Genomic DNA, 26,577 nt, shown 5'->3' with positions numbered 1-26,577 from the left:
TTCGCTCGGCAACCCGGTCGGACGCCGTTAGGTTGGCTGGATGAGCTCTGGCGATAACGCCGCTGCGGCGGAAGCGTTCCTTCGGGCGGTACACGATGAGATCCCTAATGCGGCATCGCAATTCTTTCTCGAGCACCGTTTGGGCGACGGACGCAGTAGTTACGATCTTGTCGCCGAACATGTCCTCGGTGCTGGGCGGGTCTTGGACCTGGGATGCGGTGATGGCGCACTTCTTTCGATCCTGGCCCATACCGGGATCAGCGGGCTGGCGGGTATCGACCTGTCCGACAAGCACATAGCTCGCGCCCGGGCACGGCCCGAACTGGCCGATGCCGACCTGCGGGTCGGGCGCGCCCAGGAGCTCCCGTTCCCAGACGACTCGTTCGACGCGGTCGTCTCCCACATGGCATTCATGCTGATGGCCGACCCGGATCAGGTCGTCGCCGAGATCGCCCGCGTGCTACATCCCGGTGGGGTCCTCGTGCTCGTTGTCGGGGCGCCTCCGGCACCCGACAGCGGGTATGAGCTGTTTCTTTCGCTGGCGCGCCCCTACTTCGCGCAGATTCAGGTCGAGCGTCGCATGCCAGTGGTCGGTGGTCGCCACGCCCGCACCCGCGACGGGCTCGACAGCCTCGTGACCCCCGCCGGATTCGCCCCTGTCCATTGGGAATCCATCACTTTCGGCCCCGCCGGTACCGCCGAGCAGGTGTGGGAGTTGGCCGCGCAGGGGTACTACGAAACACAACTGCTCGACCACTCCAGCCTGAACCGGCTACGAGACCAATTCATCGCCGCCGCCCGTAACCGTTCCGACGCAACACACATCCCTGTCGGCGAACGGATCTCACTGGCCGTGACCCGTCTATCGGGCTGAAATCCCGCAATCCTCAATCGCCTTGTGCCACAGGCAAACGGCCGATTCCAGGGGCGGAGGCTGATCCTCGAGTCATCCTCGGAGACCCGGTGTGGTCCGCCTCGTCGACCGGTCTTTTACCGGTCATGAGGTCAGCGTGCCTGTAAGGGCCGCGCGAAAGCACTTGCCTTCCAACACCAACCTGGTCTCGGCAGCAGCCCTCAGATACCCAATACCCTTGTCTACCAGATATATTCGTGCTCCAACCGCATGTCTAACGGCGTCACTCAGCAAGAAAACCAGAAGGGAGCACTACCCCGGCAGTGCCGCATCCATCAGCCCGACTATTACGGCGGTCAGCGGTAGCCCGCCGGTGCCGAAGGCCGCGGCCAGCGCGTAGCCGATGAACAGATCCTCGACAGTCGGTTCCGGCGGCTGGATTTCCACGTTCTTTTTCAAGATGGTCACCGTGCGCGGAACCGCCCACACCATATCTATCGCACCGTCTGTTCGGGCGGTCAGTTCATCGATTTCTTTTCGGCTTCGTTCGGCTTTCCGCCGATGAAAAGGCTGGACTCCATGCCCGTTGGCGCAGGCTCGAATACCGCCCTTCGATTTCGGCGGCGATTCGATTCGATCGCAATGTCACGAACCCTTTTCCGGGAGACAGTGCGATCTTGCGATCATTGACCCACGCGGATAAGCGGTCGGTCTTGCGCGTTCCGATCGGCACGCGCTTGCGTTTACGTGGACCGCTGCGACCGGTATTCGATTCCGCCGAGCCGAATCCGGCTGTCTAGGAGCGGAACTCGACATCCTTGGTCTCGACCACTCCGGCGGTCCGCCCCGGCGCTGCCTGGAAAGACCAGTACAGATTGGTGTGCGCGATAACCTTTTCCGGTGACGGCGCACCCCACTGCGTCAGGTCTTCGGTGGTGTGCGCGTCGCTGACCAGGATCGTGTCGTAGCCCCTGGTGAGCGCGCCGTGCAGGGTCGAGCGGATGCAGCCGTCGGTTTGCGCGCCGGAGATGACGAGCCGCCCGATGCCGAGATCGGCCAGGATCGACTCCAGCGCGGTGTCCTCGAAGGAGTCGCCGTACTTCTTCTCGATCCGCCGCTCGGTGTCGGCCGGTTTCAGCTCCGCGACGATGGCCCAGCCGTCGCTGCCGATCGGTACCTCGTCATTGGAATGCTGAATCCAGATGACCGGCACGTCGTCTCGCCGCGCCTGCGTGACCAGGTCGCCGATCCGCGAGATCACCGCATCCCGCTCGTATGTGCCCGCGACGAAGGCATCCTGCACATCGATCACCAGAAGCGCGGTGTGCGGCCGGTTTTCGAGCATGCTCATGAATCACTCCTTGCATCGATACCCGCGCCAACGGTAGTCGGCCGCGGCCGCCGCCCGCCACCGTTCGGCGGCAACCTCCGGCTCGATGCTTTTGCGGCGATCCATACCCGGGCCGCGGTCGGCGGACCAATCGCTGTAGCCGAAATGTATACGGCTGGCACCCACGATTCATCTACCACGGCCGGATAACGTGCGGCGCAATTAATTACGACGCGCCATAATCGGGTCGATTATCGGAAACCCATTCTTCGATGTACGAGTTCGCCGGTTTCGATCGGTAGGCACCGGGCTCGGAATTCGTGGGTGCCCAGTGGGCAATCCATGTGCTCCTCCTTTTCGAGAATGGCGAAATTGCCGATGCGGCAATGCATTCCGGCTCGTGGGGTTTGCTGTTTTCGGTACGTTGATGTCTGGTTCAGGTCTACACTCCCGGATCGGGGTTTGTAACTTATCTGTCTTTCGGTCGTGAATGTTGTTGTGGCTCTTCCAGTTTGCCGCGTGCGGCGATTCCAAAATCGACTACAACCGATAGTGAGGCTACGTAATGACAGCATCGTCTGTTCCACGGCGCAGTCTGGGCCGTCAGCTGAAGAAGTTGCGCGAGGATGCGGGGGTTTCCGCCGCCGCGGCGGCGAAGGCCATCGAGGTGTCGAAGCAGACGCTGTGGCGGATCGAATCCGGTCAGCTGGGGCCGAAACTCAAAGAGCTGTACGTGAGCATTCTGTGCGCCATGTACGGTGCGGGCGAAGCGGAGACCAATGCGCTGATCGGCCTGGTCGCCGAGCTGAAGAAGCCCGGATGGTGGCACAGCTTCGGCGATCCGCTGTCCGCCCATGCGAATGTCTTCCTGGGATTCGAGGAAGCGGCGAAGCGGCTGACCGTATTCCAGCCCACGCTGATACCCGAGCTGCTGCAAACGTCCGACTACCGGCGGGCGGTGATTTGGATCGAGCATCCCAATCAGCCGACCGATTTCGTCGAAAACGGGGTCGAGATCCACACGCGGCGGCTGCGGCGATTGACCGGGCGCGGCGGCGGGCTGGAACTGCGGGCGCTCATCGGGGAAACGGTGCTGCACACGATGGTCGGTGGCCCTGCGGTGATGTCCGGGCAGCTTCGCCACCTGCTGGATGTCGCGACGATGCCGAATATCTCGATCCGAGTGATACCTCGGTCGAAGATGGGCGCATGCATCGGCCTGATCACCGGCGCCTTCATCATGATGGAGTTTCCGGCGCATCCGACCGTGCACCTCACCGAACCTCCGCTGATCTATGTCCAGGGCTACACCGGCGGCCTGTATCTGGACAAGGAGCATGAGGTTCGGCAATATCGCATCGCCCTGGCACAGCTCCAGCACATGGCCTTGGGCGAGGAGGAGTCCAGGAATCTGATATCGCGGATCGTCATGGAGTGCGCACAATGACCGGTGGGGGATACCGCGTACTTCAATATCGGCGGCGGCAACCGTTCCATCGCGGCCGACGGTGTTGTGGAATGCGATATCGCTCCATCGAGCGTTATGGCAGCCGAAGGGATCTCACCACGACTCGTTGGAGTTGAGCGCGACGAGCAACCGGCGGATGGCCGCGACCCGACGCTCCTTGCCTGGCAACAGGTCGAGGGCGCATTCCGGATCGGCGGGCGGGCCGAGGTGGGTGCAGCCGCGCGGACAGTCCTCGATGGCTTCGGCGAGATCGCTGAACGCCGCGATGACGTCGTCGGGGGTGATGTGCGCGAGGCCGAAGGACCGCACGCCTGGGGTATCGATCACCCAGCCGCCGCCCGGCAGCGGGAGGGCGACGGACTGGGTCGATGTGTGCTTGCCCTTGCCGACCCCGGACACCTCGCCGACCGCCCGATCCGCCTCCGGCACAAGGCGATTCACCAAGGTGGATTTGCCGACACCGGAGTGGCCGATGAGTGCGGTGAGCCGGTCCAGCAGCAGGTGCTGGACCGGCTCCAGCGGGTCGTCGCGGCCGCCGTAGACGATGGTCAGGTCGAGATCGTCGAAGTCGGAGGCGAATTCGGATTCGGCGGCCAGATCGTGTTTGGTCAGGCACAGAATCGGTTGCAGCCCACCGGCATACGCGGCGACCATGGCGCGTTCGACGAATCCGGTGCGCGGCGGCGGATCGGCGAGCGCGACCACGATGAACAGCTGCTCGGCGTTGCCGACCACGATCCGCTCGAACGGATCGGTGTCATCGGCGGTGCGCCGCAACACCGTTCGGCGTTCGGTGACCCGCACGATGCGGGCCAGGGTGTCGGGTTTGCCGGACAGGTCGCCGACCACCTCCACCTGATCGCCGACCACGATCGGGGTGCGGCCCAATTCGCGGGCCCGCATCGCGACGATGGGGCGCGCCGGATCGCCGCCGAGTACGCATCCCCAGCGCCCCCGGTCCACCGAGACCACCATCGCCGCCTGCGCATCACTGTGCGCCGGACGGGTTTTCGTGCGGGGTCGGGAGCTGCGGCCCGGACGCACCCGCACATCGGATTCGTCGTAGCTGGCCGCCGAACGTCCGGGGCTCAGTGCGCAGCTCCCAACATCCGACCCCATAGCTCGACGAAATTGGGCAGCGTCTTGGCGGTGGTGCCGATGTCCTCGATCGAGATGCCGGGCACCCGCAGGCCGAGAATCGCACCGGCCGTTGCCATCCGGTGATCGGCGTAGGAGTGCCAGCTGCCGCCGTGCAGTTCGGCGGGCACGATCTCCAGGCCGTCGTCGGTTTCGGTGACCTTGCCGCCGAGCCGGTTGATCTCGGTGGCCAGCGCGGCGAGCCGATCGGTCTCGTGGCCGCGCAGATGTGCGATGCCGCGCAGCACCGACGGCGAATCCGCAAGTGCCGCAAGGGCGGCCACCGTCGGCGTCAGCTCGCCGACGTCGTGCAGGTCGATATCGATGCCCGCGAGCCGGTCGGGGCCGCGCACGGTGAGCACGCCGTCGAAGATGCGCGCCTCGGCGCCCATGCGCACCAGGATCTCCCGGATCACATCGCCCGGCTGGGTGGTGATGCGCGGCCAGTGCGGAATGCTCACCTCGCCGCCGGTGATCGCGGCGGCCGCCAGGAAGGGGGTGGCGTTGGACAGGTCGGGTTCGATTTCCCAGTCCACCGCGCGGATCGGGCCGGGATGCACGGTCCAGGTCTGCGCCTTGCGGCTGTCGGTCGGCGCGCCCACCTTCACGTCGGCGCGGCGCAGCATCTCCACCGTCATCTCGATATGCGGCATCGACGGCAGCGCCTTACCGGTGTGGTGCACGACGATGCCCTCGTCGAACCGGGCCGCCGAGAGCAGCAGCCCGGAGACGAACTGGGAGGACCCGGACGCGTCGATGCTGACCGACCCGCCGCGCAGCGATCCGCGTCCGTGCACGGTGAACGGCAGGCCGTCGCCCTCGATCTGCGCGCCGAGCGCGCGCAGCGCGTCCAGGATGGTGCCGATCGGACGCATCTTGGCCTGCTCGTCACCGTCGAAATGCACCGCGCCGCCGGCCAGCGCGGCCACCGGCGGCAGGAACCGCATCACGGTTCCGGCCAGTCCGCAGTCGACGGTGCCGCCGCCGAGGGCGGCCGCCGGGGTGACGGTGAGCGTGTCGCCGTTACCGTCGATGGTCGCGCCGAGCGTGCGCAGCGCGTTGATCATCAGGTTGGTGTCGCGGCTGCGCAGCGCGCCGGTCAGGGTCGACGGTCCGTCGGCCAGCGCCGCCAGGATCAACGCCCGGTTGGTGATCGACTTGGACCCGGGCAGGGTCACCGTCGCGTGAACGGGGCTGTCGACATGGGGAGCGGGCCAGAAACTCACCTTTCCATCTTGACTCATGAGTCACATGGACACGCCACCGGAGTGTGTTTATTTGTGCCGCCCGTGCAGCACCGGCACCAATCGCCGCAGCAGCTTCATGGTCGACTGGGTGCGGCTGTAGCTGAGCAGCGCCATGCCGGGAATCGCGAAGCGCTGCACCGCGATCGAGTGCGGCCGGGCGAACTCCTGCAATCCGGCCGCACCGTGGATGCGGCCGATGCCGGAATCGCCGACGCCGCCGAACGGCAGACCGGCGATGGCGGCGAAGGACAGCACCGAGTTGACCGAGGTGGCGCCGACCCGCAGCCGCCGCGCGATATCCAAGCCGTTCTTGCGCGAGTACACCGCGGAGGCGAGCCCGTACTTGTTGGCATTGGCCAGTTCGACCGCCTCGTCGACGCTGTCGACGGTGCGGATGGTGACGGTGGGTCCGAAGGTCTCCTCCTGCACCGCGTCGGAGTTCTCGTCCACGTCCACCAGCACCACCGGCTCGATGAACGGACCCTTCACCGAATCCGGTCCGCCGAGCACCGCGGTGCCGCCGTGCTTCAACGCGTCTTCGATATGCCGTTTGACGATATCGATCTGGCTCGGCATGGTCATCGGCCCGTAGTGCGCGCCCGCGCCGGAGCCGGGTTTGACATCGGTGAGGATCTTCTTCACCTCGGCGATGAACTGATCGCGCACCGAGCGGTCCACGTAGACGCGTTCGACGCCCGCGCAGGTCTGGCCGCTGTTGGCGGTGGCGCCCCAGGCGACCGCGTCGGCGGCGGCCTTCAGGTCGGCGTCGGCGGCGACGATCACCGCATCCTTACCGCCGCATTCGAGCAGCACCGGGGTGAGCGTCTCGGCCGCGGCGGCCATGATCCGCTTGCCGGTGGCGGTCGAACCGGTGAAGGCGATCTTGTCGACGCCGGCCTTGACCAGTTCCGCACCGGTCGTGCCGAAGCCGTTGATCGTGCCGAATACGCCTACCGGCAGTTCGGGATTCGCCCTGACGAACGCGTCGGCGAGGAAATTGCCGATGGTGGTGGAGTATTCGCTCGGCTTGAACACCACCGCATTGCCCGCGGCGAGCGCGTATGCGATGGAACCGTTCGGGGTGTACACGGGATAGTTCCACGGGCCGATCACGCCGATGACGCCGTACGGGCGGTGTTCCAGCCGGGCGGCGAAGTTCGCCATGAACATGCCGGGCGAAATCTTCTTGGGGCCCAACACCTTTTCGGCGTGTTTGGCGGCCCAGTCGATATGTTCGATGGCCAGCATGAGCTCGAGGAAGGAGTCGTCGAGCGGTTTGCCGTTCTCGCGGTGGATGAGCGCGGTGAATTCGTCGGCGTCGGCCACCAGGCGGCTCTTCCAGCGCAGCAGGTGGTCGCGGCGCCGGCCGTAGCTCAGCGCACCCCAGGTGGCGGCGGCGGTGCGGGCCTTGGCGACGGCCGCGCGCACCGCGTCCGCATCGGCGATCGGGTGTGTCGCGATGACCTCGCCCGTGGCCGGATCGACCGACTTCAGGACGTCCTGGTCGGGGGTGGTCTCGGTGGATGTCACGGTGGATCTCTCCTCTTGCGTGATTCGCCAGCGGGCAGCCTGGGCGCGTGAGAGAATGCTAGGTGAAAACTCTCATCTGGTCACCCACTATCGTCCAATTGTCCCCGAGTTTGTCGGTACACGATGGGAGTATCGGGATATGTGCGGACGTTATGCGACCACCACCAACCCGGCCCGGTTGGCCGCCGACCTCGACGCGATCGATGAGACCGGCGCCGCCGACGCCAGGACCTTCACCAGTTACAACGTCGCACCCACCACCCAGGTACTCACGGTGGTGCGCAGGCACGAGCACGGCCACCCCGACGACGAGCCGAAACTGCGGGTGCGCCGGATGCGCTGGGGCCTGATCCCGGTGTGGACCAAGGTCGCCGAGCCCGGCGTCCCGGTGAAGGGCAAACCGCTGTTCAACGCCCGCGCCGATAAGGCGGCCACCACCGCGTCGTTCCGCGACGCCGTCAAATACCGGCGCTGCCTGGTGCCGATGGACGGCTGGTACGAGTGGCTGGTCGAATCCGCGGGCAACGGCAAGGCCGTCAAACACCCCTATTACATGTCGAACGCCGACGGCTCCCGGCTGTATATGGCCGGGCTGTGGTCGGTGTGGCGGGATCGCGCGCTGCCGGACAGCGATCCGCTGCTGTCGTGCACCATCCTCACCACCGATTCGGTCGGCGAACTCACCAACATCCACGACCGCATGCCGCTGCCGATGCCCGAGGAACACTGGGACGCCTGGCTGGACCCGGACCATCCCGCGCCCGCATCCCTGTTGGAGACCCCGGACGCGGCCGCGGTGGCGGGCATCGCGGTGCGCCCGGTATCGCCACTGGTGAACAGCGTGAAGAACAACGGGCCGGAATTGCTTGCGCCCCTTGCCGATACCGCCGATACCGAACAGGCCGGGCAGATCAGCCTGCTCTGAACCGGTCGTTCAGAGCGGGCACTTGATGCTGTTGGTCGCGATATTGAACGCGCATTTGATCACGCCGGTGATCAGATCGATCACGCTGTTGGTGGTCTTACCGCCGAATTTCTCGGCCTTCTCCGCCTTTTCGTCCTTCTTCGGCGGGTTGCCGGGGGTGTCCTTGCCGTCGAGCGGGTAGTTGGTGTCGACCTGGACGACAGCGGGTGCGGCGGCAGTAGTCGCGGTGTCCAGCACCACTGTTCCGAGGGTGAGCAGCGAAGCTCCGAACAGGACAACGACAAGCTGGCGCGCACGCATCTCGCATCACTCCTCGACTCGGACCGGTTGATTTGTCCAGTAACGCACAGTTCGCCCGGATCCCCGCGCAACCCGCCCGGTCGAGGCCGCGGGCGTGATCAGCCCGAGATCACCGGCGCGGTGACGGCCGCCGTCAAACGGACCAGGTCGGCCGGGGCCAGTTCGATCTCCAGCCCGCGCCGCCCGGCGCTGCACAGCATCCGGTCCCAGGACAGCGCCGATTCGTCGATCACGGTCGGCAGCTGTTTGCGCTGGCCGAGCGGGGAGATGCCGCCGAGCACATATCCGGTGGTGCGTTCGGCCTTGGTCTTATCGGCCATACTCGCCTTCGACGCGCCGAGCGCGGCGGCAGCGGCCTTGAGCGACAACGTATTCGGCACCGGCAGTACCGCGACCGCGAGCGCGCCGGTACCCAATTCGATCACCAGCGTCTTGAAGATCTGGGCGGGCCCGACCCCGAGTTCGGCGGCCAGCGCGTCCACCGCCTCCGCGCCGTAGGAGTCCGAACGCGGGTCGTGCTTGTACTCGTGCACGCGGTGGGCCACACCGGCTTTGGTCAACGCGGTGATCGCCGGGGTGGCGGCTCCCTTTGCCATGCGGGTCACCCTAATATCGCGGCGCACTCGTCTCGTACCGGTTTTTTGCGATGCTGCGATGTCGCCGTGGGAACAAGCGGACGGTTGTGTCGTGTTATGTGCAGGTACAGAGGTTCAAACCCGTGATCGACGTGAAGGAGAGGTCGGTGCCTGTTCTGGTCGAAGAGCGCCCGACACACCTGCGCTTCCCATTCGAAAACGCCTTGCCGGTAGATTTGGCTGGTACGGCGATCGAAGGGATTGGTGTGACGAGCGACGATGACGTGGCGACCGAACCGGACGAGGTCGGTGCCGCGGTCGACGATGCCGAGCTGGCGCAGCGGTTCGAGCGCGACGCGCTCCCGCTGCTCGACCAGCTCTACGGTGCCGCGCTGCGCATGACCAGGAATCCGGCCGATGCCGAGGATCTGGTCCAGGAGACCTATGTCAAGGCGTATCAGGGGTTCAAATCCTTCAAGGAAGGCACGAACCTGCGTGCCTGGCTCTACCGCATCCTGACCAACACCTACATCAACTCCTACCGCAAGAAGCAGCGCCAGCCCGCGCAGTATCCGACCGACGAGATCACCGACTGGCAGCTGGCCGCCACCGCCGAGCACACCTCGACGGGTCTGCGATCGGCTGAGGTGGAGGCGTTGGACGCGCTACCGGACGACGACATCAAGAACGCTTTACAGGAGCTGCCGGAAGAGTTCCGGATGGCGGTTTATTACGCCGATGTCGAAGGCTTTCCATACAAGGAAATCGCCGACATCATGGGCACCCCCATCGGTACGGTGATGTCCCGGCTGCATCGCGGCCGTAAACAACTGAAGGGTTTGCTCGCCGATGTGGCGCGCGAACGTGGTTTCAACCGCGACGGTGCGGCGCGTCAGGAGGTCAAGCAGTGAGTACGCAGCACGAGCATGACCCCGATATGGAGCTGGATTGCACGGCCGTGCTGGCCGATGTCTGGCTGATGCTGGACAACGAATGCGATGAGGCGACGCGCGCCCGGCTCGAACAGCACATCCACGAGTGCACGCCGTGCCTGGAGGCATACGGCATCGAGGAGAAGATCAAGAGCCTGCTCACCCGCAAATGCGGTGGCGACAGGGCGCCCGAGGGCCTGCGCGATCGGCTCAAGATGGAGATCCGGCGCACGGTTTCGATCACCGAGATCGAATCTGACTAGCCCCCAAAAGCACTGAGCGGCATGCTCTTCCGTAACGGAGGGACATGCCGCTCGATGCGTCTGCAGGCAGTGCAGCTCAGGCGTTCGGCCGCTTGCCGTGGTTCGCCGCGCTTCCCTTGCGACTGCGCTTCTTACGTCCGCGCTTACCCATCGGTAGTCTCCCTTCTGATTGAAGGCCATTGTTTCATGTGTGGTTGGCTGTACCTTCAGCGGATGCGGGCCGCTGCCGGAATCGACCTAGTGAACGGGGTGTCATGGCTGAGGAAGTGCGCGCTGAGATGGTGTCCACCGTCCTGACCGTCGAGGTCGCGGTGGGTGAGAAGGTGCACGTCGACCAGACGCTGGTACTCCTGGAATCGATGAAGATGGAGATTCCGGTGCTCACCGAGGTCGACGGCGAGGTCACCTCGATCGCGGTCGCGCCGGGTCAGGTGCTACAACAGGGCGATCTGATCGCCGTCATTTCCTAGAGCGATATCGAAGCGGTAGACCGAACGTGGCGACACTCAGCGAACTCCTGGCCGAACACACCGACCTACCCGGCGTCGCCGTGGATCATCTGCAGCGGGTGGTGGGTGATTGGCAGCTGCTTGCCGATCTGTCCTTCGCCGATCTGCTGCTCTGGGTCGGGGCCGGTCCGGTCGCCGACGGGGCCGATGTGGTGTGTGTCGCGCAGTGCCGTCCGACCACCGCGGCGACCGTGCACCTGGAGGATATGGTCGGCGGCACGGCGTCGAAGGACGATTACCCCCAGGTCTTCGAGGCCCTGCTCACCGGCAAGATCGTGCGCGCGGACAGCGAGGTCGAGGCCAAGGGCGTCTACCATCCGCACCCGGTGCACGCGATTCGCGAGGCCATTCCGGTGCGCTGCGGCGACGACGTCATCGCGGTGCTCAGCCGGGACACCGACGTGCAGCGCTCCCGGGTGCGCAGCACACTGGAGATCGCCTATGTGGCCTGCGCCGACGACCTGTGCCAGATGATCGCCGACGGCACCTTCCCGACCACCGAGGATCGCGCGGCCACCCACTCCAGCCCGCGCGCGGGTGACGGTTTCGTCCGGCTCGACACCGAGGGCATCGTCGTCTACGCCAGCCCGAACGCGCTGTCCGCCTATCACCGGATGGGCCTGCAGAACGATCTGACCGGCCAGGATCTGGCCGCGACCACCCGCTCGCTGATCACCGATCCGTTCGACGCGCAGGAGGTGGTCGGCGATATCCAGGCGGCGCTGGCCGGGCGCACCGGCCGCCGGATGGAGGTGGAGGCGCGCGGCGCGACCGTGCTGCTGCGCACCCTGGTGCTGCGTCCGCACGGTGAACTGGCCGGCGCCGCGGTGCTCGTCCGCGATGTGACCGAGGTGAAGCGGCGCGACCGCGCCCTGCTGTCCAAGGACGCCACCATCCGCGAGATCCACCACCGCGTGAAGAACAACCTGCAGACCGTCGCCGCGCTACTTCGGTTGCAGGCCAGGCGAACCGACAACGAGGAGGCGCAGGTCGCGCTGACCGAATCGGTGCGCCGGGTCACCTCGATCGCGTCGGTGCACGAGATGCTGTCCATGTCGGTGGACGAAGAGGTGGACCTGGACGAGGTGGTCGACCGGCTGCTGCCGATCATGGCCGATGTCGCGACGGTGCATACGGCCAGGATCAGGGTGCGGCGCGCCGGATCGCTCGGCGTGTTCTCCGCCGAACGCGCGACCCCGCTGGTGATGGTGCTGACCGAACTGGTGCAGAACGCCATCGAGCACGCCTTCGATCCCGGACAGAACGGCACCGTCACCATTCGCTCCGAGCGGTCGGCGCGCTGGCTCGACGTGATCATCAGCGACGACGGACGCGGTCTCCCACCGGGTTTCAGCCTCGAATCGTCCGACCGGCTCGGTCTGCAGATCGTCCGCACGCTGGTGACCGCGGAACTCGGCGGCTCCATCGGATTACATCCCGGCGCCGATATCGGCACCGACGCGGTACTGCGAGTTCCGTTGGGACGCAGGTCCGGTCGCTGAGCCGCGCGCCAATTCGGTTCGGGCGAGTCCGTTTCGGGCAACAAAAAACCCGGCACCTGGGGTGCCGGGTGAATGCGTTACCGGGCCGGGCTGGTGGGCCCGGTAACCGGGAAGTCGTCGGTTAGACGACGGTGCGGGTGCGGGTGCGCGCGTTGCGACGCTTGAGCGCCCGGCGCTCGTCCTCGCTCATACCACCCCACACGCCGGCATCCTGTCCGGATTTCAGGGCCCAGGACAGGCAGTCGGCAGTAACGGGGCAGCGAGCGCAGACCAGCTTGGCATCGGCAATCTGCGCGAGCGCAGGACCGCTGTTACCCACCGGGAAGAACAGCTCGGGGTCCTCGTCGCGACAGATGGCCTTGTGGCGCCAGTCCATTCCTCTGCTCCTTTGCTGGGCACCCCAAAGGGCGCCTATGGTTTGTGGTCCGTTCACTTGTGCGACTCGAATGTTTCCGCACGGTTGCTTGTGAATGCTTTCACGAACACCGTAGATGTCAATAGGTTTGCGGTGCACCGTGGGGAAGCTCACGCTCACTAGGTCCCCGCTCGGGGAACCTGCCCGGTCCTTTGTACTCGCTCTCTCCGGTTTTCGCAGCGCAACCGCGATGTTTTTCGCGGCGTTTCGCGTTCAGATCGGGCGCGGGGCCACCACACCGAGTACATCGGGAACCGAGGTGAAATCGACCACGTTGCGCTTACCGATGTAGTCGCCATCGATTTGCAGGCCTATGGGTTCCTTGGTTTCGATGCGCACCGACGCCACGTCGTCATCGCGAAATAAATTGCGGGACTTGGGATTTCCCTTGGCAGCCAGCAATTGCCGCGCGAGTAGCAGGGTCGGCAGCACCGCCATCGATCGTACCGCGAAGACGCCGAGTCCTTTTTCGAACCGGGTGCCCGGATTGGTGTGCACCGGTGTCGATTCGAGATAGGTCCACGGCGTTGTGTTCGTTACGAAGGCGTAATGAACACCCGGCACCGGTTCGCTGCCCGGCACTTCCACGGTTACCTCGGGAGCGTGCCGTTTGGCCTTGAAGAATTGTCGCACTGTTGTTCGAACATAACGCGCGGGAGTGGCGGCGTGCCCTTTGGCGCGACTGTTGTCGATCGCCTCGCACACATCGGCGTCCAATCCGACGCCCGCGCTGAAGGTGAACCAGCGATCGTCGGCGAGGCCCAGACCGATCCGGCGATCGTCGTCGAGCGTCAACAGGTCGATCAATTGATTGGTCGCGGTCACCGGATCCGGGGAAATGCCGAGCGCGCGGGCGAATACATTCGCCGAACCGCCGGGAATCACGCCGAGGCGGGGCAGCCAGGCCTGCCCGTCGGCCAATTCGGGCAGCGGCAGGAAGCCGTTGATGGTCTCGTTGACCGTCCCATCGCCACCGTGCACGACGATCAGGTCCATCTCGTTGGTCGATGCCCACTGGGCCAATTCCGCGGCGTGGCCGCGGTGCTGGGTGTGCGCGACGGTCAGCTGCGTCCGGCTCTCCAGGGCGTGCGCGAGCAGGTCCCGGGTCGCCGGTGTCGTCGAGGTGGCATTCGGATTCACGATCAGCAGCGTCCGCACGTTCGAAGCGTAGTTCCCACCGTCGCGCGGGTTGAAACGCAGCTGGACGCCGTCCGAAACGACAGTCGGTAGTACCCGCGTTTAGGCTTGGGCGCGTGGCGGATGAGGATGGGCCCGTGGCAGACGGCGGACAGGGCGGTGCGGTTCCCGGTACGGTGCGCGCGGCGGGCGCGCTCGTGACGCTGGAGGGCGCGGTCGCGGTGATCGTCGCCGCGGTGCTGATCGTGCGCGGCCTGCTCGGCCACGACCAGACCCAGGCCAGCGGATACGGGACCGCGGCCTGGTTCGGCATCCTCGGCGGCGCGGTGCTCGCGGCAGGCATCGGGCTGCTGTTCGGCAAGCGATGGGGGCGGGCGATCGCGGTGATCGCGCAGCTGCTGCTGCTCCCGGTGACCTGGTCGCTGCTCACCGAATCGCATCAGCCGGTGTACGGAACCCTGCTCGGTATCGTCGCGGTGACGGCGCTCGGGCTGCTGTTCGCGCCGCCGACCACGAGGTATATCGCGCAGTCGTACGGGATCGATCCCGAATAGGTCGCGAAGCGGTTCGGCCTAAGCCGCAGCCTCTTTCAGCGCTCGGCGGCACAGTTGATCCGCGCGCCTTGTGGTTTCGGGAATCCGGTACTTCGGCGTGAGCGCGAGGACCTGCGCACATGCGGTGTCGAGATCGATGCGGTGGCCCACCGAGACGAAGACCGGTTTGACCCCGTCCCTGGTGCGCAGCGCCCGGCCGACCACCTCGCCATCGAGCACCAGATCCGTTGCCGCGCCGCGTTCCCGGCCCGGTTCGGTGTATTCACCCCACACGGTTTTGGCGACGCCGATGGTCGGTATTCCGGTCAGCACGCCGAGATGACAGGCCAGGCCGAAGCGGCGCGGATGGGCCAGTCCCTGGCCGTCGCAGATCAGCAGATCCGGTGTGGTGGAAAGCTTTTCCAGGGCGGCGACGGTGGTCGGCAATTCCCGGAACGCGAGCAGTCCTGGCACATAAGGGAATTCGGTCCTGCCGTGCACGACGACCGAATCGACGGATTCGGCCGTCGCGCAATTCAGCACCACCACCGCGGCCGCGACCGCGCCGCTGTCGGCATATGCGGAATCCAGCCCGGCGACCGTGCGGAAATCCGGCGGGCCCGGATTCACCGGATCGACGAGCGGGCGCAGTTCGTCCTGTAGCGCGACGGCCTGTTCCGGGGTGGTCGGCCACGGTCGCCGAATCGAAATCCGCATCGGATCAAAGGGTTTGCCCGGCCACCTTTTCCAGCGCGTCACCGGTGAGCCGATAACCGACCCATTCGTCCTGGCGCAGCGCGCCGAGGGATTCGTAGAAATCGATGGACGGCTGATTCCAGGTGAGCACCGCCCAGTCGAGGCGGCGGTATCCGTTCGCGACGGCCTCCTGCGCCAGCGCGACGAGCAGCGCCTTGCCGTAACCCTTTCCGCGCGTCTCCGGCCGGACGTAGAGATCTTCCAGATAGAGGCCGTGCGTGCCGGTCCAGGTCGAATAGTTCTTGAACCAGATGGAGTAGCCGACCAATTCGCCGTTCTCCTCGACCACGTGCGCGAAAACCGAGGGGGCCGTGCCGAACAGCGCGTCGTGCAATTGCTCGACGGTGACTTCGACCTGATCCCTTGCCCTTTCGTACTCCGCGAGCTCGTGGATGAGTTCGACGATGGCCGGGACATCGGCCGAGGTCGCGCGGCGCAGGGTGCCGGGTCCGTTCACAGTATTACTCCATCGGTGTGCTGAACGAGGTTGTGCGCGAGGATGGTTCGCTCCTCGTGCTCGTAGCCGAGGACGGTTGCCGCCGCGGTCGACATGGCGAAGCGACGCCCCTCCCTGACATCGAGCTCGGCCCAGCGGGCGATCAGCGCCCGGGAGAAATGACCGTGCCCGACCAGCACGATATCGCGCGCGGCCAGCTCCGGTTCCACCGAGGCGAGCACCCGGTCGGCCCTGGCCCGCACCTGCTCGGCCGACTCGCCGCCAGGTACCGCGCCGGACCAGATGGTCCAGTGCGGCGCGGATTCGCGGATCTCGGCGGTGGTGAGCCCCTCGTAATCGCCGTAATCCCATTCGGCCAGATCGTCGTCGACGGCGGTTTCGGTGAATCCGGCCAGTGCGGCGGTGTGGATGGCGCGCTCGCGCGGGCTGGTGAGCACCAGCGGATCCCGCAGCTTCAGCCCGGCCAGCAACTGTCCGGCGGCGCGGGCCTGCTCCTCGCCACGCTCGGTGAGCGGCAGATCGGTGCGGCCGGTGTGCTTGTGCGCGGCCGACCACGTCGTTTCGCCGTGGCGGAGCAGGACCAGTCGGGCGTCGTCGAGTGCGGACATGAAACCATCATGGTCGCGACCTGGTCAGCGGGCTTGACGTGGGGGTGGATTTCAGCCGAGCGCGTGCAGTTCGTTGCCGCGCTTCTCCAGCAGTGTGCTGCCGAGGACGGACAGCGAGATGGGCGCGCCGTCATAACCCGGCCGGTCGACGGGTATCCGGCTGAGTTCGGCGCCGCTGGCCGGATCCAGCACGGCGATACCGCCGGCCACCGGCAGCACGATCCGGCCCGCCATCAGCGCGGGCGTGCCGAGCGCACCCGGCGCACTCCACAGCTGGTCGAAAGTGCTTGCGCTCCAAGCGAGCACGCTGTTGCCGGTGAAGACGAAGTCGGCCGAGCCGATGCGGACCGAGGTGGCCCCGCCGGTGATCGGGCCGGGTGCGTCGCGCAGTGCGAGCTGGTTGCCGGAGGCGTCGTAGATGCCGATCCGCGGCCCGGCCGCGGCCTCACCCGCGGTGGCCGCGGCGGGGGGCAGGTAGAGCGCGATCCGGCTGTCGGACACCGCGAGCACCCGCACATCGAGCCCGTCGCCGCCGGGGACGGTGAGCACATGCGAGCCGTATTCCTCCGGCACCGTATTGTCCTTCGGCGCCGGACTCAGCACGGTGAGCCGGTCGGCCGGATCGCCGGGGCAGCGCTCGACGACCGCGAGCCGGGTCGCGCTGGAACCGGCGGAATACAGCTTGCATCCGGTGCGCGGCTGGGTTTTTGTATTCACCGGCGCGTCGACGTAGCCGTATTCGAGTGTGCGGACCAGATCGGAGCGCCACATCTCCAGCCGATTCGGGCCGAGCGCGAGCGCGTAGGTGCCGTCGACGGAGAGCCGCACCGTCGGATCCATATAGCTGCTGCGCGCGGTGCGGCGGGAGCCGTCCTCGCCGGCCAGCAGCGTGGCCTGGCTGCAACCGCGCTGGTCCCGGTAGTCCGCGATCACGGTGCCGAACTGCGATTCCACGCCGCACAGCGGCATATCCCGCTTGTAGAGCCACAGCTGCGCACCGGTTTTCGGGTCGTGCCCGACGACGGAACCGTCGTCGCCGGTGACCGCGACACCGCCCGCGACGAGCGCACGCGCACTTGCCGAATCGGGCGCATGCCACAGCTCGCGCAGTGTGGTGGGTAGTTGATCAGCCACAGCGGGTACCGGCGCGGGATGGCTGGCGGTCACCGATTCGGTGCCCTTCGCATCGCCGCGCGCCCACACCACGATCGCCGCGACCACCACGAGCACGGCGATCGCGACTGCGGAGATGATGTCGGCGCGCGTTCGCCGCTCGGGTGCGAGCACGTCTGCGAGACTAGCCGATCCGGCGCGATCAGGCTGACGCGGTCGCGCCCGCCCTTTCCGCCTGGGCATTGTCGCTGGTCGCGACGGTGCCATTGGCCGAACCGTTTTCGGCGCGCTCGTCCGAGGTCCGGCGGCGGCGACGCCTGCGCCTGGCGGGCGCGTCGGATTCGGTTGTGTCGGATTCGGCCGTGTCGGCTTCGCCGGATTCATTCACCGCCGCACCGGATTCGGTGTCGGCCGTGTCGGTTTCCGCCGGCTTGCGCCGACGCCGCCTGCGGCGGGCGGGCTTTTCGGCGTTCTCGTCGTCAACCGTTGCGGCGTCGGCATTTTCGGCGACCGCCTCGACGGCTTCCACCTCGGCCGCCGCGGAATCGGAATCGACCTCGGCCGCAACACCGTTCGCGTCGACCGGCTGGCCGCCCCTGGTGCGCTTGCGATTCCGCTTGCGCGGGGTGCGGGCGGGTCGTTCCTCGACCACCGCGTCGGGATCCCGCTCCGGCTTCGGCTTGCGGACGAAGCCGGTCGCGCCCTCCGGGATGCCCAGATCCGAAAACAGATGCGGCGAACGGGAATACGTTTCCACCGGCTCCGGGATGCCGAGGCCGAGCGCCTTGTCGATGGCCTCCCAGCGGTTCAGCTCGTCCCAGTCGATGAGCGTCACCGCGACACCGGTGCGCCCGGCCCGGCCGGTGCGCCCGATGCGGTGCACGTAGGTCTTCTCGTCCTCGGGGCACTGGTAGTTGATGACGTGGGTGACGTCGTCGATATCGATGCCTCGGGCGGCGACGTCGGTGGCGACCAACACGTCGATGGTGCCCTTGCGGAATTTGGTCAGCGCCTTCTCGCGCGCGATCTGGCCGAGGTCGCCGTGCACGGCGCCCACCGCGAATCCGCGCTCGGCCAGCTCGTCGGCCACCTTCTGCGCGGTGCGCTTGGTCCTGGTGAAGATCATGGTGGCGCCGCGGCTCTCGGCCTGCAGAATCCTGGCGACGAGCTCGCTCTTATCCAGCGCGTGCGCCCGGTAGACGAACTGGGCCGTCCGGTCGTGCACGGCGGAATCGTGCGGTTCCTCGGCCCGGATATGCGTCGGGCGGGTGAGGAAGGTGCGGGCCAGGGTGATGATCGGGCCCGGCATGGTGGCCGAGAAGAGCATGGTCTGACGCTTCTCCGGGACCATGTTCAGGATGCGCTCGATATCGGGCAGGAAGCCCAGGTCGAGCATTTCGTCGGCCTCGTCCAGCACCAGCACGCCGATCTTGCCGAGGATCAGATGCTGCTGGTCGGCCAGGTCGAGCAGGCGGCCCGGGGTGCCGACCACGACGTCGACGCCGGAACGCAGCGCATCGATCTGCGCCTCGTACGGGCGGCCGCCGTAGATGGCGGTGACCCGTAGGGGGCCCTTCTGGTTGGTGAGGTATTTGCTGGCGTTTTCCAGGTCCTGGGTGACCTGGATGCACAGCTCGCGGGTCGGCACGATGACCAGCGCGCGCGGCGTGCCGTCGAGCGGGGTGGTTCCGGATTCGGGGGTGGCGATGCGGTGCAGCAGCGGCACACCGAAGCCGAAGGTTTTGCCCATACCCGTGCGGGCCTGGCCGATCAGATCCTCACCGGCCAGCGCGAGCGGCAGGGTGAGTTCCTGAATGGCGAATGTGCGTTCGATTCCGATCTCGCCGAGCGCGCGCACGATTTCCGGGCGCACGCCCAATTCGGCGAAACTCGGGGCGGTGTGCGTGTCGTCCAGTTCGGCCGTCAGCAGCGTGTCCGCCAGTCCTGGTTCCTGTTCTACGGTGATCTTGCTCAGGTTCTTGCCTTCCTCGTCAGCGCGTCACGCGCGCACGAGGCGTGGGGCAGACCGGTCGGTCCGCGACGACCACGTATCCGCCTGTGATACTCACCGCCAGTCGCTGCCGGTCCCGGGTGCCATCGAAAAACGACGGCCAACCAGCTCGGGATACCTCGGCGCGACGCGTGGGTGACGCGGATCAGGTGCGCGCACATTTTCTCGGACTCCGGATACCACGCCCGAAACCGGTCAAGGCGGGGAAATTTCCGTTGTCCGGGAAGATTGTAGCGTGATATTGTGCACGGCTCGAATTCCGGGCCGGTAATTTCGCCGCAATAGTTCGGTTTCCTCGCTCGGTTTGTCGACGTACAGTGCGGCACATGGCAATTCACCCGGCGCGTCGAATCTGGACGACGCTCGAACCGCTGCACGATGTCGTCTATTTCGGAGCGGGGGTGAAGGAGTCCGGACTCGCGCTGGGCCTGCGCGGCTACTGGCAGACCTACTTCGCCTACCGGGCCGCGCCACTCGGGGAGGTCGGGGCGGGTGTCGTGCTCGCGACCTTCGCCGGATTCCACCCGGATATGGTCGCCAAAGCGCTACCGGACGCCTGGTCGCGGACCACGCCGCGGCACTGTCTGGAGGCGCGTTTGGCCCTGTCCACCCGCGTACTGCGCGAATGCGGGGCGGGTGACGCGGAATCCGCCAGGGCGGCCGCGCTGCTGGCTCCCGCGCTGCGGGCCGCCGACGCGACCGGCCGCGCGCTCTACGCCGCGAATGCCGCGCTGCCGCTGCCGGACGACCCGGTCGGCGCGCTGTGGCAGACGGTGACCTCGCTGCGCGAGCATCGCGGCGACGGACATGTCGCGGCGCTGGTCGCGCACGGCATCAGCGGGCGTCAGGCGCTGGTGCTGCAGGTGGCGGCGGGTAAGACGACCGAATCGGTGACGCGGATTGCGCGCGGGATCTCCGAGCGGGAGTGGGCCGACGCGGTGGACGAGCTGCGCGCCGGTGGTCTGGTGAAGGGTGAGCCGACGAATCCGTCGCTGACCGCGAGCGGCGGCGAACTGCTGGAACGGGTGGAGAAGGCCACCGACGAGGCCGCTTGGCACGGTGCGCTCTCGGCGCTGTCCCAGGATGCCGTCGCGGAATTCACCACCGCGTTCGCGCCGCTGGTCAAGCGGGTGCGGGCGGAGGTGGTGCCGTCGAATACGCCGATCGCCATGGGGAAGAACGAGGGTTGAGTGTTACCGGCGGTACCGGAGTGTGAGAGATTCTGCTCGTGAATTTCGCTGAAAACGTCACGCTGGCCGCGCGCAATGCCTGGGCGCTCACCTTCGGGCCGGGTGTCGAGGCGCCGGATCCGGCACCGGCGACGGTGCTGTGGGATGCGCCGCACCGCCTGCTGCGTCGTTTCGAAAATGCAAGCGAGACAACAGATTCCGCCGTACTCCTGGTGCCGCCGCTGGCCGCGCCCGCGACCTGCTTCGATCTGCGGCCGGACCAGAGCGTCGCGCGTTTCCTGCTCGAATCCGGCCGCGCGCCCTATCTGGTCGACTACGGCGAGATCACCTTCGCCGACCGGCGGATGGGTTTCGAGGACTGGATCGACGACATCCTGCCCGAATCGATCCTGCGGGTCTCCGCCGACCGCGGCGGCCGCGCGGTGGATCTCGTCGGCTGGTCGATCGGCGGCACGCTGGCGCTGCTCACCGCCGCGGCGCACGCCGAACTGCCGATCCGATCGATCACCGCGGTCGGCGCGCCGCTGGACTACGACAGGATGGCCGGAATTCCGCAGGTGCGCGCGCTCGCCCGGCTCACCGGCGGGCTCGGCATGTCCACCGCGGTGCGTGCGGTCGGCGGCGTCCCGGCCACGCTCACCCGGCTCGCCTACCGGCTCACCGCATGGGATCGCGAGCTGACCAGACCGTGGTTCGTCGCCAACAACATCACCAGCACCGAGGCGCTGGCCAAGATGGAGTCGATCGACCGGTTCATGGCCGAGATGCCGGGCTATCCGGGCCGGTTCTACAACCAGCTGTGGGGAAGGTTCATCCGGCACAACGACATCGGGCGCGGTGTCGTGCGACTGGGTCGGCGGCGGATCGAGCTCGCCGCCGTCACCGCGCCGGTGCTGTTGGTCGGCGGGCCCGACGACATGATCACCGCGGCGGCCGCCGTCGAGGCGGGCGTCGCGACGCTGGTGAACGCGGCCGAGGTTCGATACGAGACCGCGCCGGGCAGCCACCTCGGCATCCTGACCGGGCCGGGCGCGCGCGACACCACATGGGCCTATCTGGACAAGTTCCTGTCGGAGCGATGAGCGCCGAATCTCGGATGCTGGGTGGTCTTTTCCAATTGCCGGGAGCAACCGCGAGACCGCCGAACCGGATTCACCGTGCGCGACTAGGCTGTGCGGCATGGGAGCCCAGTCACCTACCGCGCTAGGTGTTTCGCAGAACGACCCGAGCCGATCGCCCATCCTCGCCGACCATCCCGGGGTGACCGATCTGTTCGCGGTGCTCGCCTACGGCGAGATCTCCGCGTTCTACCGGCTGGCCGAGGAGGCCAAGCTGTCGCCGACGCTGCGCGGCAAGGTCGCGGTGGCCAAGATGGCCGCCGCCGAGATGGAGCATTTCGAAATGCTCGAATCGGCGCTGGCCGAGCGCGGCGTCGACATCTTCGACGCGATGGCGCCGTTCGTGCGGGCCCTCGACGCCTACCACGCCTCCACCGACCCGTCTACCTGGCTGGAATCGATGGTGAAGTTCTACGTCGGTGACGGTATCGCCGCCGACTTCTACACCGAGATCGCCGGCGCGCTGACGCCCGAGGTCGCGGCGGTCGTCCGGGATGTGCTCGCGGAGACCAACCACTCCGAGTTCGTCGTCGACGAGGTGCGCCGCGCGGTGGCCGCCAGCCGCTCCGAACGCGACCGGCTCACACTGTGGGGCCGCCGCCTGCTCGGCGAGGCGATCACCCAGGCGCAGTACGTGATGGCCCAGCGCGATGAGCTCACCGATCTGGTGCTCACCGCCACCGGCGACCTGAACGGCATCGCCGCGCTGTTCGAGCGGATGCAGGCCAGCCACGCCGAACGCATGGCCGTGCTCGGTATCTGATCACTCGTTGACGGCGCGGTTCTGGACCAGGCGCAGTTCCGGTGCGCGCGTTGCGGTTTGCTCGATGAGCCAGACCGCGACGCTGTAATCGCCTGCGCCGTCCAGTGTTTCGAATGGCACGGCGACCGGACCGAGCGCCGGATGCTCGATGTGCAGTGTGCCCGTCGGCTGGAGTCCGGGCTGGTGCTTGCTCCAGCGTTCGGCGAATTCCGGGAAGCCGCACAGGTATTCGACGTAGTCGCGGAGCCGTTGATCGGCGGGCCAGCGGATGGTGGACCGGAGTATCGCGGCGACGAACAGATCGGCGACCTGCGACCAATCGCGCCAGATGCGGTGGGCCGACGGGTGCGCGAAGGTGAACTGCACCAGGTTGGCGTGGTCCGGATCGTCCAGCAGGCCTAGGGGTGTCGCGAACGTCTCCCACGCGGCATTCCAATCCACCACGTCCAGCCGGCGGCTCAGTACGAAAGCGGGCGTCGGCTGCAGCGCGCACAGGATGCTGTGCATGGTTTCCGGAACCTCGGTGGGGGAGTCGCTGCCCGGGCACTGCGTGCCGAGATCGCAACTGGTCAGGGCGAGCCAGCCGAAGTGATGCCGGGCCGGGCCCTCCAATTTCAGTGCCTTCGCGAGCGCGTTGACCACCGCCATCGACGGGTTGGTGTCGCGGCCCTGTTCCAGCCGGGCCAGATAGTCGGCGCTGAGCCCGGCCAGCACGGCGACCTCCTCGCGCCGCAGGCCGGGGGTGCGGCGGCGGCCGCCCTCGGGAAGTCCGACGTCGGCCGGGCGCAGTTCGGCGCGGCGGGCGACCAGGAATTCCGCGAAACCGTTACGAGCCATGGATCCATCATGCCGGGCCGCGGTCCGCTTATCCTCGCCCTGGGAGGTCCAGGATAACGGCGGTCTGGCTACTCGATCACCGCGGCGGAATTCTTGCCGGTATGACGACTTCCGAGAACACCGCCACCGCAACATCTTTGAAAACCGGCTCGTGGACGCTGGATCCGTACCATTCCTCGGTCGGGTTCACCGTTCGTCACCTCGGCATCGCCAAGGTGCGCGGCGGCTTCAGCAAATTCGACACCGAATTCGTGGTCGGCGCGGACGGCACCGCGAATATCGGCGCCACCATTTACCTCGACTCCTTCGATACCGGCAACGCCGATCGCGATGCGCACGTGCGCAATGCCGATTTCCTCGACGTGGAAAACCGTCCGACGCTGACCTTCCGCGCCACCGAGCCGGTCGCCGTCGCCGAAACCTTCACCGTCCAGGGCGAGGCGACCCTCGGCGCCATCACCAAGCCGGTCACCCTCGAGGTGGAATGGGGCGGCGTGCGGGAACATCCCGCCACCGGCGACCGGCACGCCGGATTCTCCGCCTCCGGCACCATCAAGCGCACCGATTTCGGTGTCGGCGGCCCGCTGCCGGGCATGCTCAGCGACGCCGTCAAGATCGAACTCGAGATCCAGCTGGTCGAGCCGAAGTAGTGAATTCCGGTCGGCACGTTCGCTGACAGCGCAGGCGGGCGCATGCGATTTCCGGGTTGCCCTGCACTAGCCTTGTTCCGACAGCGAAGGACTCTAGGTTCGGAGGTTGGCCGTGGAGGTCAAGATCGGTATTGCGGATAGCCCGCGCGAGCTGGTGATCAGCAGCTCGCAGACGCCCGAAGAGGTCGAGAAGCTGGTGTCCGGTGCGCTCAGCGGTCAGGGCGGCATCATGTCGCTGACCGACGAGAAGGGCCGCAAATACCTGATCCAGGCCTCCAAGGTCGCCTACGTGGAGATCGGCACCTCGGCCGCGGGCCGGGTCGGCTTCGCCGCGGTGTAGTCGCGGCCGGACACAAAGAGAGCCCCTGGGGTATCCCAGGGGCTCTCTTCGTGTGTTCTAGTCGATCGGATGCAGCGGGACGTGCGAGAGGCCGCCCCACGCGAGCGCGACCGTGGTGTCGACCGCCTCGTCCTTCGGGATCGGCCGATCCGCCTCCAGCCAGTACCGCGCGGTGAACTGGCTGGCGCCGACCAGGCCGACGGCCAGGATGCGGGCCCGGTAGGGGTCCAATCCGGAGTCGTGCGCCACCAGGTCGAAGACCGCGTCGACGCAGGCCTCGGTGGCCTGCTCGACCCGGCGCTGCACCTGCGGCTCCGAGGTCAGGTCGGATTCGAAAACCAGTCGGAAACCCTGCATTTCGTTATCGACGAAATCGAAGTACGCCTGCACGGCGGCGCGCACGCGCTGGCGGTTGTCGGTGGTCGAACGCAGCGCCTGGCGCACGCTCGACACCAGCATGTCGACGTAGTTCTGCAGTACGGCCAGGTACAGTTCCAGCTTGCTGGTGAAGTGTTGATAGAGCACCGGCTTGCTCACCCCGGCGCACTGCGAGATCTCGTCCATACCCGCGGCGTGGTAGCCGCGGTTCACGAAGATCTCGCTCGCCGCCAGGAGCAATTGCTGCCGCCGCTCGTCGCGTGGCAGCCGGGTACCGCGCTTCGTAGGCGCCATGGCCTCGGACGACGATGATCTGCGGGACGTCATCCGGTCCACGAGGTCAGTCATTTCGGCTCTCCCAGTCGATTCCCCGGCAGGAGGGGGTGTGCACCGGGTATCCCATGAACAATACCCGGTATCAAGTCACTGTCCGGTCCGGGAGGGGAAAGTACCACTCGGTGACCTAGCTCGCACCGGGTATGGCCACCAGGGCCGCTGGCTTCGGCGGCCCCGGTTCCGTAGTGTCGGGCTTCGTGGCAGGGTTCGGACCGGATGCACGGTCGCGCGCCGGAGACGGTGCGAGCGCGCGGGAGCGTTCGCGGGGCTCCGACCCGTCCCCGGAGCCGGATGCGCCGCTGCGCGATCACAACGGCGTCGAAATCTACGATCCGCTGGGCCTCTATCAACCCGCGGACCGTTCGCATCAGCCGCTGCGGGCCCGCTGGGATCCCACCGCGCCCGATGACCGCCGCACCCGCGAAAGACCGGAGCGGAACGCGAAAAAGCAAAGCGCCCTAGGACGTTTCGTCTCCACCTACGGTTGGCGGGCCTATGCGCTGCCGGTCCTTTTCGTGGTCACGGTGCTGGTGATCGTCGACGCGGTGCGCGGCACCGATGCGCCCGTGCCGACCACGAGCATTCCCGGATTCGGCAAATTGAGTCCGCGCGCCGCCACCCAGGGCATCATCGGCGGGCCGTCCGGTGACGGGCGCTTCCCGACCGACCTGCCGACCGGCGCGCTGCCCGACGGCGGCGCGTTCACCGAATCCGGCGCCGGGGCCTGGCATATCGTTCCCGGCGCGGGCGCACAGGTCGGTCAGGGCACCGAGAACGTCTTCCGGTACACCGTGGAAATCGAGGACGGCGTCGACACCTCCGGATTCGGCGGTGACGAATCGGTGGCCAAGATGATCGACTCCACCCTGGCCAATCCGAAGAGCTGGACCCATGACAAACGGTTCGCCTTCCGCCGCGTCGATCAGGGCGACACCGAATTCCGCATCTCCCTCACCTCGCGCCAAACCGCCCGCAAGGCATGCGGTTTCGAAATTCCGATCGATTCGTCTTGCTACAACGCCGATATCGGGCGGGTGGTGCTTTCCGAGGTGCGCTGGGTGCGCGGTGCGGTGGCGTTCGAGGGCGATATCGGGTCGTATCGGCAGTACCAGATCAATCACGAGGTCGGCCATGCCATCGGCTACCACCAGCATCAGCCGTGCGAGGCCGACGGCGGGCTGGCGCCGGTGATGATGCAGCAGACCTTCGGCGTGCGCGACAACGACATCGCCGCGCTGGAACCGGGCGGTGTCGTCCCGATGGACGGTAAGACCTGTCACTTCAACCCCTGGCCGTATCCGAGGGGCTGAGGTGGAGGACGATGGTCGGGAAGAACGGCCGTGCCACCGGTGTTGAAAGACAGA

Annotated in this window: 32 protein-coding genes; 14 read left to right on the top strand and 18 right to left on the bottom strand. The window is 66.8% G+C overall.

The window, feature by feature from the left end; translation table 11 throughout:
• The first annotated feature begins 40 nt into the window (after positions 1 to 40).
• Positions 41 to 874 (top strand): class I SAM-dependent methyltransferase, encoded by an 834-nt coding sequence (locus tag F5544_RS37185; protein ID WP_167477493.1) that lies wholly within the window; start codon positions 41 to 43, stop codon positions 872 to 874.
• Between the two features lie 291 nt (positions 875 to 1,165).
• Here F5544_RS37185 and F5544_RS37180 read toward each other — a convergent pair whose 3' ends face one another.
• The 3 genes from F5544_RS37180 to F5544_RS37170 all read right to left on the bottom strand — a co-directional run bounded on the left by F5544_RS37180 (position 1,166) and on the right by F5544_RS37170 (position 2,369).
• Entirely contained in the window at positions 1,166 to 1,312 is a 147-nt protein-coding gene (locus F5544_RS37180; RefSeq protein ID WP_167477492.1) for a hypothetical protein, read from the bottom strand.
• A 337-nt stretch (positions 1,313 to 1,649) separates the two neighbouring features.
• Positions 1,650 to 2,204, bottom strand: coding sequence for an isochorismatase family protein (locus tag F5544_RS37175; RefSeq protein ID WP_167477491.1), 555 nt, complete (start codon positions 2,202 to 2,204; stop codon positions 1,650 to 1,652).
• Between the two features lie 3 nt (positions 2,205 to 2,207).
• The gene (locus F5544_RS37170; RefSeq protein ID WP_167477490.1) at positions 2,208 to 2,369 is read right to left on the bottom strand and encodes a hypothetical protein; all 162 of its coding nucleotides are present in this window, start codon (positions 2,367 to 2,369) and stop codon (positions 2,208 to 2,210) included.
• Between the two features lie 379 nt (positions 2,370 to 2,748).
• Here F5544_RS37170 and F5544_RS37165 point away from each other — a divergent pair, with 379 nt between their 5' ends.
• A complete protein-coding gene (locus tag F5544_RS37165) occupies positions 2,749 to 3,630 on the top strand; it encodes a helix-turn-helix domain-containing protein (RefSeq protein WP_167477489.1) in 882 nt (293 codons plus the stop codon).
• A 114-nt stretch (positions 3,631 to 3,744) separates the two neighbouring features.
• Here F5544_RS37165 and rsgA read toward each other — a convergent pair whose 3' ends face one another.
• From rsgA to F5544_RS37150, 3 genes are read right to left on the bottom strand one after another with little or no spacing between them, the layout of a single operon-like run.
• Entirely contained in the window at positions 3,745 to 4,770 is a 1,026-nt protein-coding gene (rsgA, locus tag F5544_RS37160; protein WP_167477488.1) for a ribosome small subunit-dependent GTPase A, read from the bottom strand.
• Entirely contained in the window at positions 4,740 to 6,032 is a 1,293-nt protein-coding gene (gene aroA, locus F5544_RS37155) for a 3-phosphoshikimate 1-carboxyvinyltransferase (RefSeq protein ID WP_167477487.1), read from the bottom strand. The genes rsgA and aroA overlap by 31 nt, the downstream gene beginning before the upstream one ends.
• 30 nt (positions 6,033 to 6,062) lie before the next feature.
• A complete protein-coding gene (locus tag F5544_RS37150) occupies positions 6,063 to 7,565 on the bottom strand; it encodes an aldehyde dehydrogenase family protein (protein ID WP_167477486.1) in 1,503 nt (500 codons plus the stop codon).
• A gap of 139 nt (positions 7,566 to 7,704) precedes the next feature.
• Between F5544_RS37150 and F5544_RS37145 the strand changes: the two genes are divergently transcribed.
• Positions 7,705 to 8,490: an SOS response-associated peptidase gene (locus tag F5544_RS37145; protein WP_167477485.1), complete on the top strand. Its 786-nt coding sequence runs from the start codon at positions 7,705 to 7,707 to the stop codon at positions 8,488 to 8,490.
• A 9-nt stretch (positions 8,491 to 8,499) separates the two neighbouring features.
• Here the strand turns inward: F5544_RS37145 and F5544_RS37140 are convergent, their stop codons facing one another.
• Both F5544_RS37140 and ybaK read right to left on the bottom strand, forming a co-directional pair.
• On the bottom strand, positions 8,500 to 8,790 hold the full coding sequence (locus tag F5544_RS37140; protein WP_167477484.1) for a hypothetical protein: 291 nt from the start codon (positions 8,788 to 8,790) through the stop codon (positions 8,500 to 8,502).
• Positions 8,791 to 8,888: 98 nt separating this feature from the next.
• Positions 8,889 to 9,386, bottom strand: coding sequence for a Cys-tRNA(Pro) deacylase (ybaK, locus tag F5544_RS37135; RefSeq protein ID WP_167477483.1), 498 nt, complete (start codon positions 9,384 to 9,386; stop codon positions 8,889 to 8,891).
• Between the two features lie 263 nt (positions 9,387 to 9,649).
• Between ybaK and F5544_RS37130 the strand changes: the two genes are divergently transcribed.
• Positions 9,650 to 10,276 carry a sigma-70 family RNA polymerase sigma factor gene (locus F5544_RS37130; protein WP_194252476.1) on the top strand — a complete coding sequence of 209 codons (627 nt, stop codon included), beginning with the start codon at positions 9,650 to 9,652 and terminating at the stop codon, positions 10,274 to 10,276.
• Positions 10,277 to 10,302: 26 nt separating this feature from the next.
• Positions 10,303 to 10,560: a mycothiol system anti-sigma-R factor gene (rsrA, locus tag F5544_RS37125; protein ID WP_167479736.1), complete on the top strand. Its 258-nt coding sequence runs from the start codon at positions 10,303 to 10,305 to the stop codon at positions 10,558 to 10,560.
• A gap of 76 nt (positions 10,561 to 10,636) precedes the next feature.
• On the opposite strand, the gene F5544_RS47685 is transcribed toward rsrA, so the two are convergent.
• Positions 10,637 to 10,711 carry a 50S ribosomal protein bL37 gene (locus tag F5544_RS47685; protein WP_095887907.1) on the bottom strand — a complete coding sequence of 25 codons (75 nt, stop codon included), beginning with the start codon at positions 10,709 to 10,711 and terminating at the stop codon, positions 10,637 to 10,639.
• A gap of 103 nt (positions 10,712 to 10,814) precedes the next feature.
• On the opposite strand from F5544_RS47685, the gene F5544_RS37120 reads away from it, so the two are divergent.
• Positions 10,815 to 11,030, top strand: a complete 216-nt coding sequence (locus F5544_RS37120; protein ID WP_167477482.1) for a biotin/lipoyl-binding carrier protein — start codon at positions 10,815 to 10,817, stop codon at positions 11,028 to 11,030.
• Positions 11,031 to 11,056: 26 nt separating this feature from the next.
• Positions 11,057 to 12,571: a sensor histidine kinase gene (locus F5544_RS37115; RefSeq protein ID WP_167477481.1), complete on the top strand. Its 1,515-nt coding sequence runs from the start codon at positions 11,057 to 11,059 to the stop codon at positions 12,569 to 12,571.
• A 121-nt stretch (positions 12,572 to 12,692) separates the two neighbouring features.
• Here the strand turns inward: F5544_RS37115 and F5544_RS37110 are convergent, their stop codons facing one another.
• Both F5544_RS37110 and F5544_RS37105 read right to left on the bottom strand, forming a co-directional pair.
• Entirely contained in the window at positions 12,693 to 12,947 is a 255-nt protein-coding gene (locus F5544_RS37110; protein ID WP_011211115.1) for a WhiB family transcriptional regulator, read from the bottom strand.
• 252 nt (positions 12,948 to 13,199) lie between these two features.
• Complete coding sequence (locus tag F5544_RS37105; protein ID WP_167477480.1) at positions 13,200 to 14,144, bottom strand: diacylglycerol/lipid kinase family protein; 945 nt, start codon at positions 14,142 to 14,144, stop codon at positions 13,200 to 13,202.
• Between the two features lie 116 nt (positions 14,145 to 14,260).
• On the opposite strand from F5544_RS37105, the gene F5544_RS37100 reads away from it, so the two are divergent.
• Positions 14,261 to 14,677, top strand: coding sequence for a hypothetical protein (locus tag F5544_RS37100; protein ID WP_167477479.1), 417 nt, complete (start codon positions 14,261 to 14,263; stop codon positions 14,675 to 14,677).
• Between the two features lie 18 nt (positions 14,678 to 14,695).
• On the opposite strand, the gene F5544_RS37095 is transcribed toward F5544_RS37100, so the two are convergent.
• Genes F5544_RS37095 through F5544_RS37075 form a run of 5 tightly spaced genes read right to left on the bottom strand, consistent with a single transcriptional unit; the run spans position 14,696 to position 19,532 of the window.
• Positions 14,696 to 15,373 carry an endonuclease V gene (locus tag F5544_RS37095; protein ID WP_167477478.1) on the bottom strand — a complete coding sequence of 226 codons (678 nt, stop codon included), beginning with the start codon at positions 15,371 to 15,373 and terminating at the stop codon, positions 14,696 to 14,698.
• Positions 15,374 to 15,377: 4 nt separating this feature from the next.
• The gene (locus tag F5544_RS37090; RefSeq protein WP_238846859.1) at positions 15,378 to 15,869 is read right to left on the bottom strand and encodes a GNAT family N-acetyltransferase; all 492 of its coding nucleotides are present in this window, start codon (positions 15,867 to 15,869) and stop codon (positions 15,378 to 15,380) included.
• Positions 15,866 to 16,477: an acid phosphatase gene (locus F5544_RS37085; protein WP_167477477.1), complete on the bottom strand. Its 612-nt coding sequence runs from the start codon at positions 16,475 to 16,477 to the stop codon at positions 15,866 to 15,868. The genes F5544_RS37090 and F5544_RS37085 overlap by 4 nt, the downstream gene beginning before the upstream one ends.
• Before the next feature lie 51 nt (positions 16,478 to 16,528).
• Complete coding sequence (locus F5544_RS37080) at positions 16,529 to 17,764, bottom strand: Rv3212 family protein (protein ID WP_167477476.1); 1,236 nt, start codon at positions 17,762 to 17,764, stop codon at positions 16,529 to 16,531.
• 28 nt (positions 17,765 to 17,792) lie between these two features.
• A complete protein-coding gene (locus tag F5544_RS37075; RefSeq protein WP_167479734.1) occupies positions 17,793 to 19,532 on the bottom strand; it encodes a DEAD/DEAH box helicase in 1,740 nt (579 codons plus the stop codon).
• A gap of 395 nt (positions 19,533 to 19,927) precedes the next feature.
• On the opposite strand from F5544_RS37075, the gene F5544_RS37070 reads away from it, so the two are divergent.
• The 3 genes from F5544_RS37070 (at position 19,928) to F5544_RS37060 (ending at position 22,672) form a co-directional block, all read left to right on the top strand.
• Positions 19,928 to 20,791: an SCO6745 family protein gene (locus F5544_RS37070; protein WP_167477475.1), complete on the top strand. Its 864-nt coding sequence runs from the start codon at positions 19,928 to 19,930 to the stop codon at positions 20,789 to 20,791.
• Positions 20,792 to 20,829: 38 nt separating this feature from the next.
• Positions 20,830 to 21,873, top strand: a complete 1,044-nt coding sequence (locus tag F5544_RS37065; protein ID WP_167477474.1) for an alpha/beta fold hydrolase — start codon at positions 20,830 to 20,832, stop codon at positions 21,871 to 21,873.
• A 97-nt stretch (positions 21,874 to 21,970) separates the two neighbouring features.
• Positions 21,971 to 22,672, top strand: a complete 702-nt coding sequence (locus F5544_RS37060; RefSeq protein ID WP_225724908.1) for a ferritin-like fold-containing protein — start codon at positions 21,971 to 21,973, stop codon at positions 22,670 to 22,672.
• Here the strand turns inward: F5544_RS37060 and F5544_RS37055 are convergent, their stop codons facing one another.
• Complete coding sequence (locus F5544_RS37055; protein ID WP_167477473.1) at positions 22,673 to 23,509, bottom strand: helix-turn-helix transcriptional regulator; 837 nt, start codon at positions 23,507 to 23,509, stop codon at positions 22,673 to 22,675.
• A gap of 101 nt (positions 23,510 to 23,610) precedes the next feature.
• Here F5544_RS37055 and F5544_RS37050 point away from each other — a divergent pair, with 101 nt between their 5' ends.
• Positions 23,611 to 24,159 (top strand): YceI family protein, encoded by a 549-nt coding sequence (locus F5544_RS37050; protein ID WP_167477472.1) that lies wholly within the window; start codon positions 23,611 to 23,613, stop codon positions 24,157 to 24,159.
• Positions 24,160 to 24,271: 112 nt separating this feature from the next.
• Positions 24,272 to 24,499 (top strand): DUF3107 domain-containing protein, encoded by a 228-nt coding sequence (locus F5544_RS37045; RefSeq protein WP_167477471.1) that lies wholly within the window; start codon positions 24,272 to 24,274, stop codon positions 24,497 to 24,499.
• Positions 24,500 to 24,556: 57 nt separating this feature from the next.
• Here the strand turns inward: F5544_RS37045 and F5544_RS37040 are convergent, their stop codons facing one another.
• Complete coding sequence (locus F5544_RS37040) at positions 24,557 to 25,225, bottom strand: TetR/AcrR family transcriptional regulator (RefSeq protein WP_167477470.1); 669 nt, start codon at positions 25,223 to 25,225, stop codon at positions 24,557 to 24,559.
• A gap of 185 nt (positions 25,226 to 25,410) precedes the next feature.
• Between F5544_RS37040 and F5544_RS37035 the strand changes: the two genes are divergently transcribed.
• Positions 25,411 to 26,523 carry a DUF3152 domain-containing protein gene (locus tag F5544_RS37035; protein ID WP_238846858.1) on the top strand — a complete coding sequence of 371 codons (1,113 nt, stop codon included), beginning with the start codon at positions 25,411 to 25,413 and terminating at the stop codon, positions 26,521 to 26,523.
• The last annotated feature ends 54 nt before the right edge of the window (positions 26,524 to 26,577 follow it).

The sequence above is a fragment of the Nocardia arthritidis genome (assembly GCF_011801145.1).
Taxonomy (GTDB): Bacteria; Actinomycetota; Actinomycetes; order Mycobacteriales; family Mycobacteriaceae; genus Nocardia; species Nocardia arthritidis_A.
The sequence above is the reverse complement of the archived record's forward strand: the minus strand, read 5'-3'. Positions and strand labels throughout refer to the sequence as shown.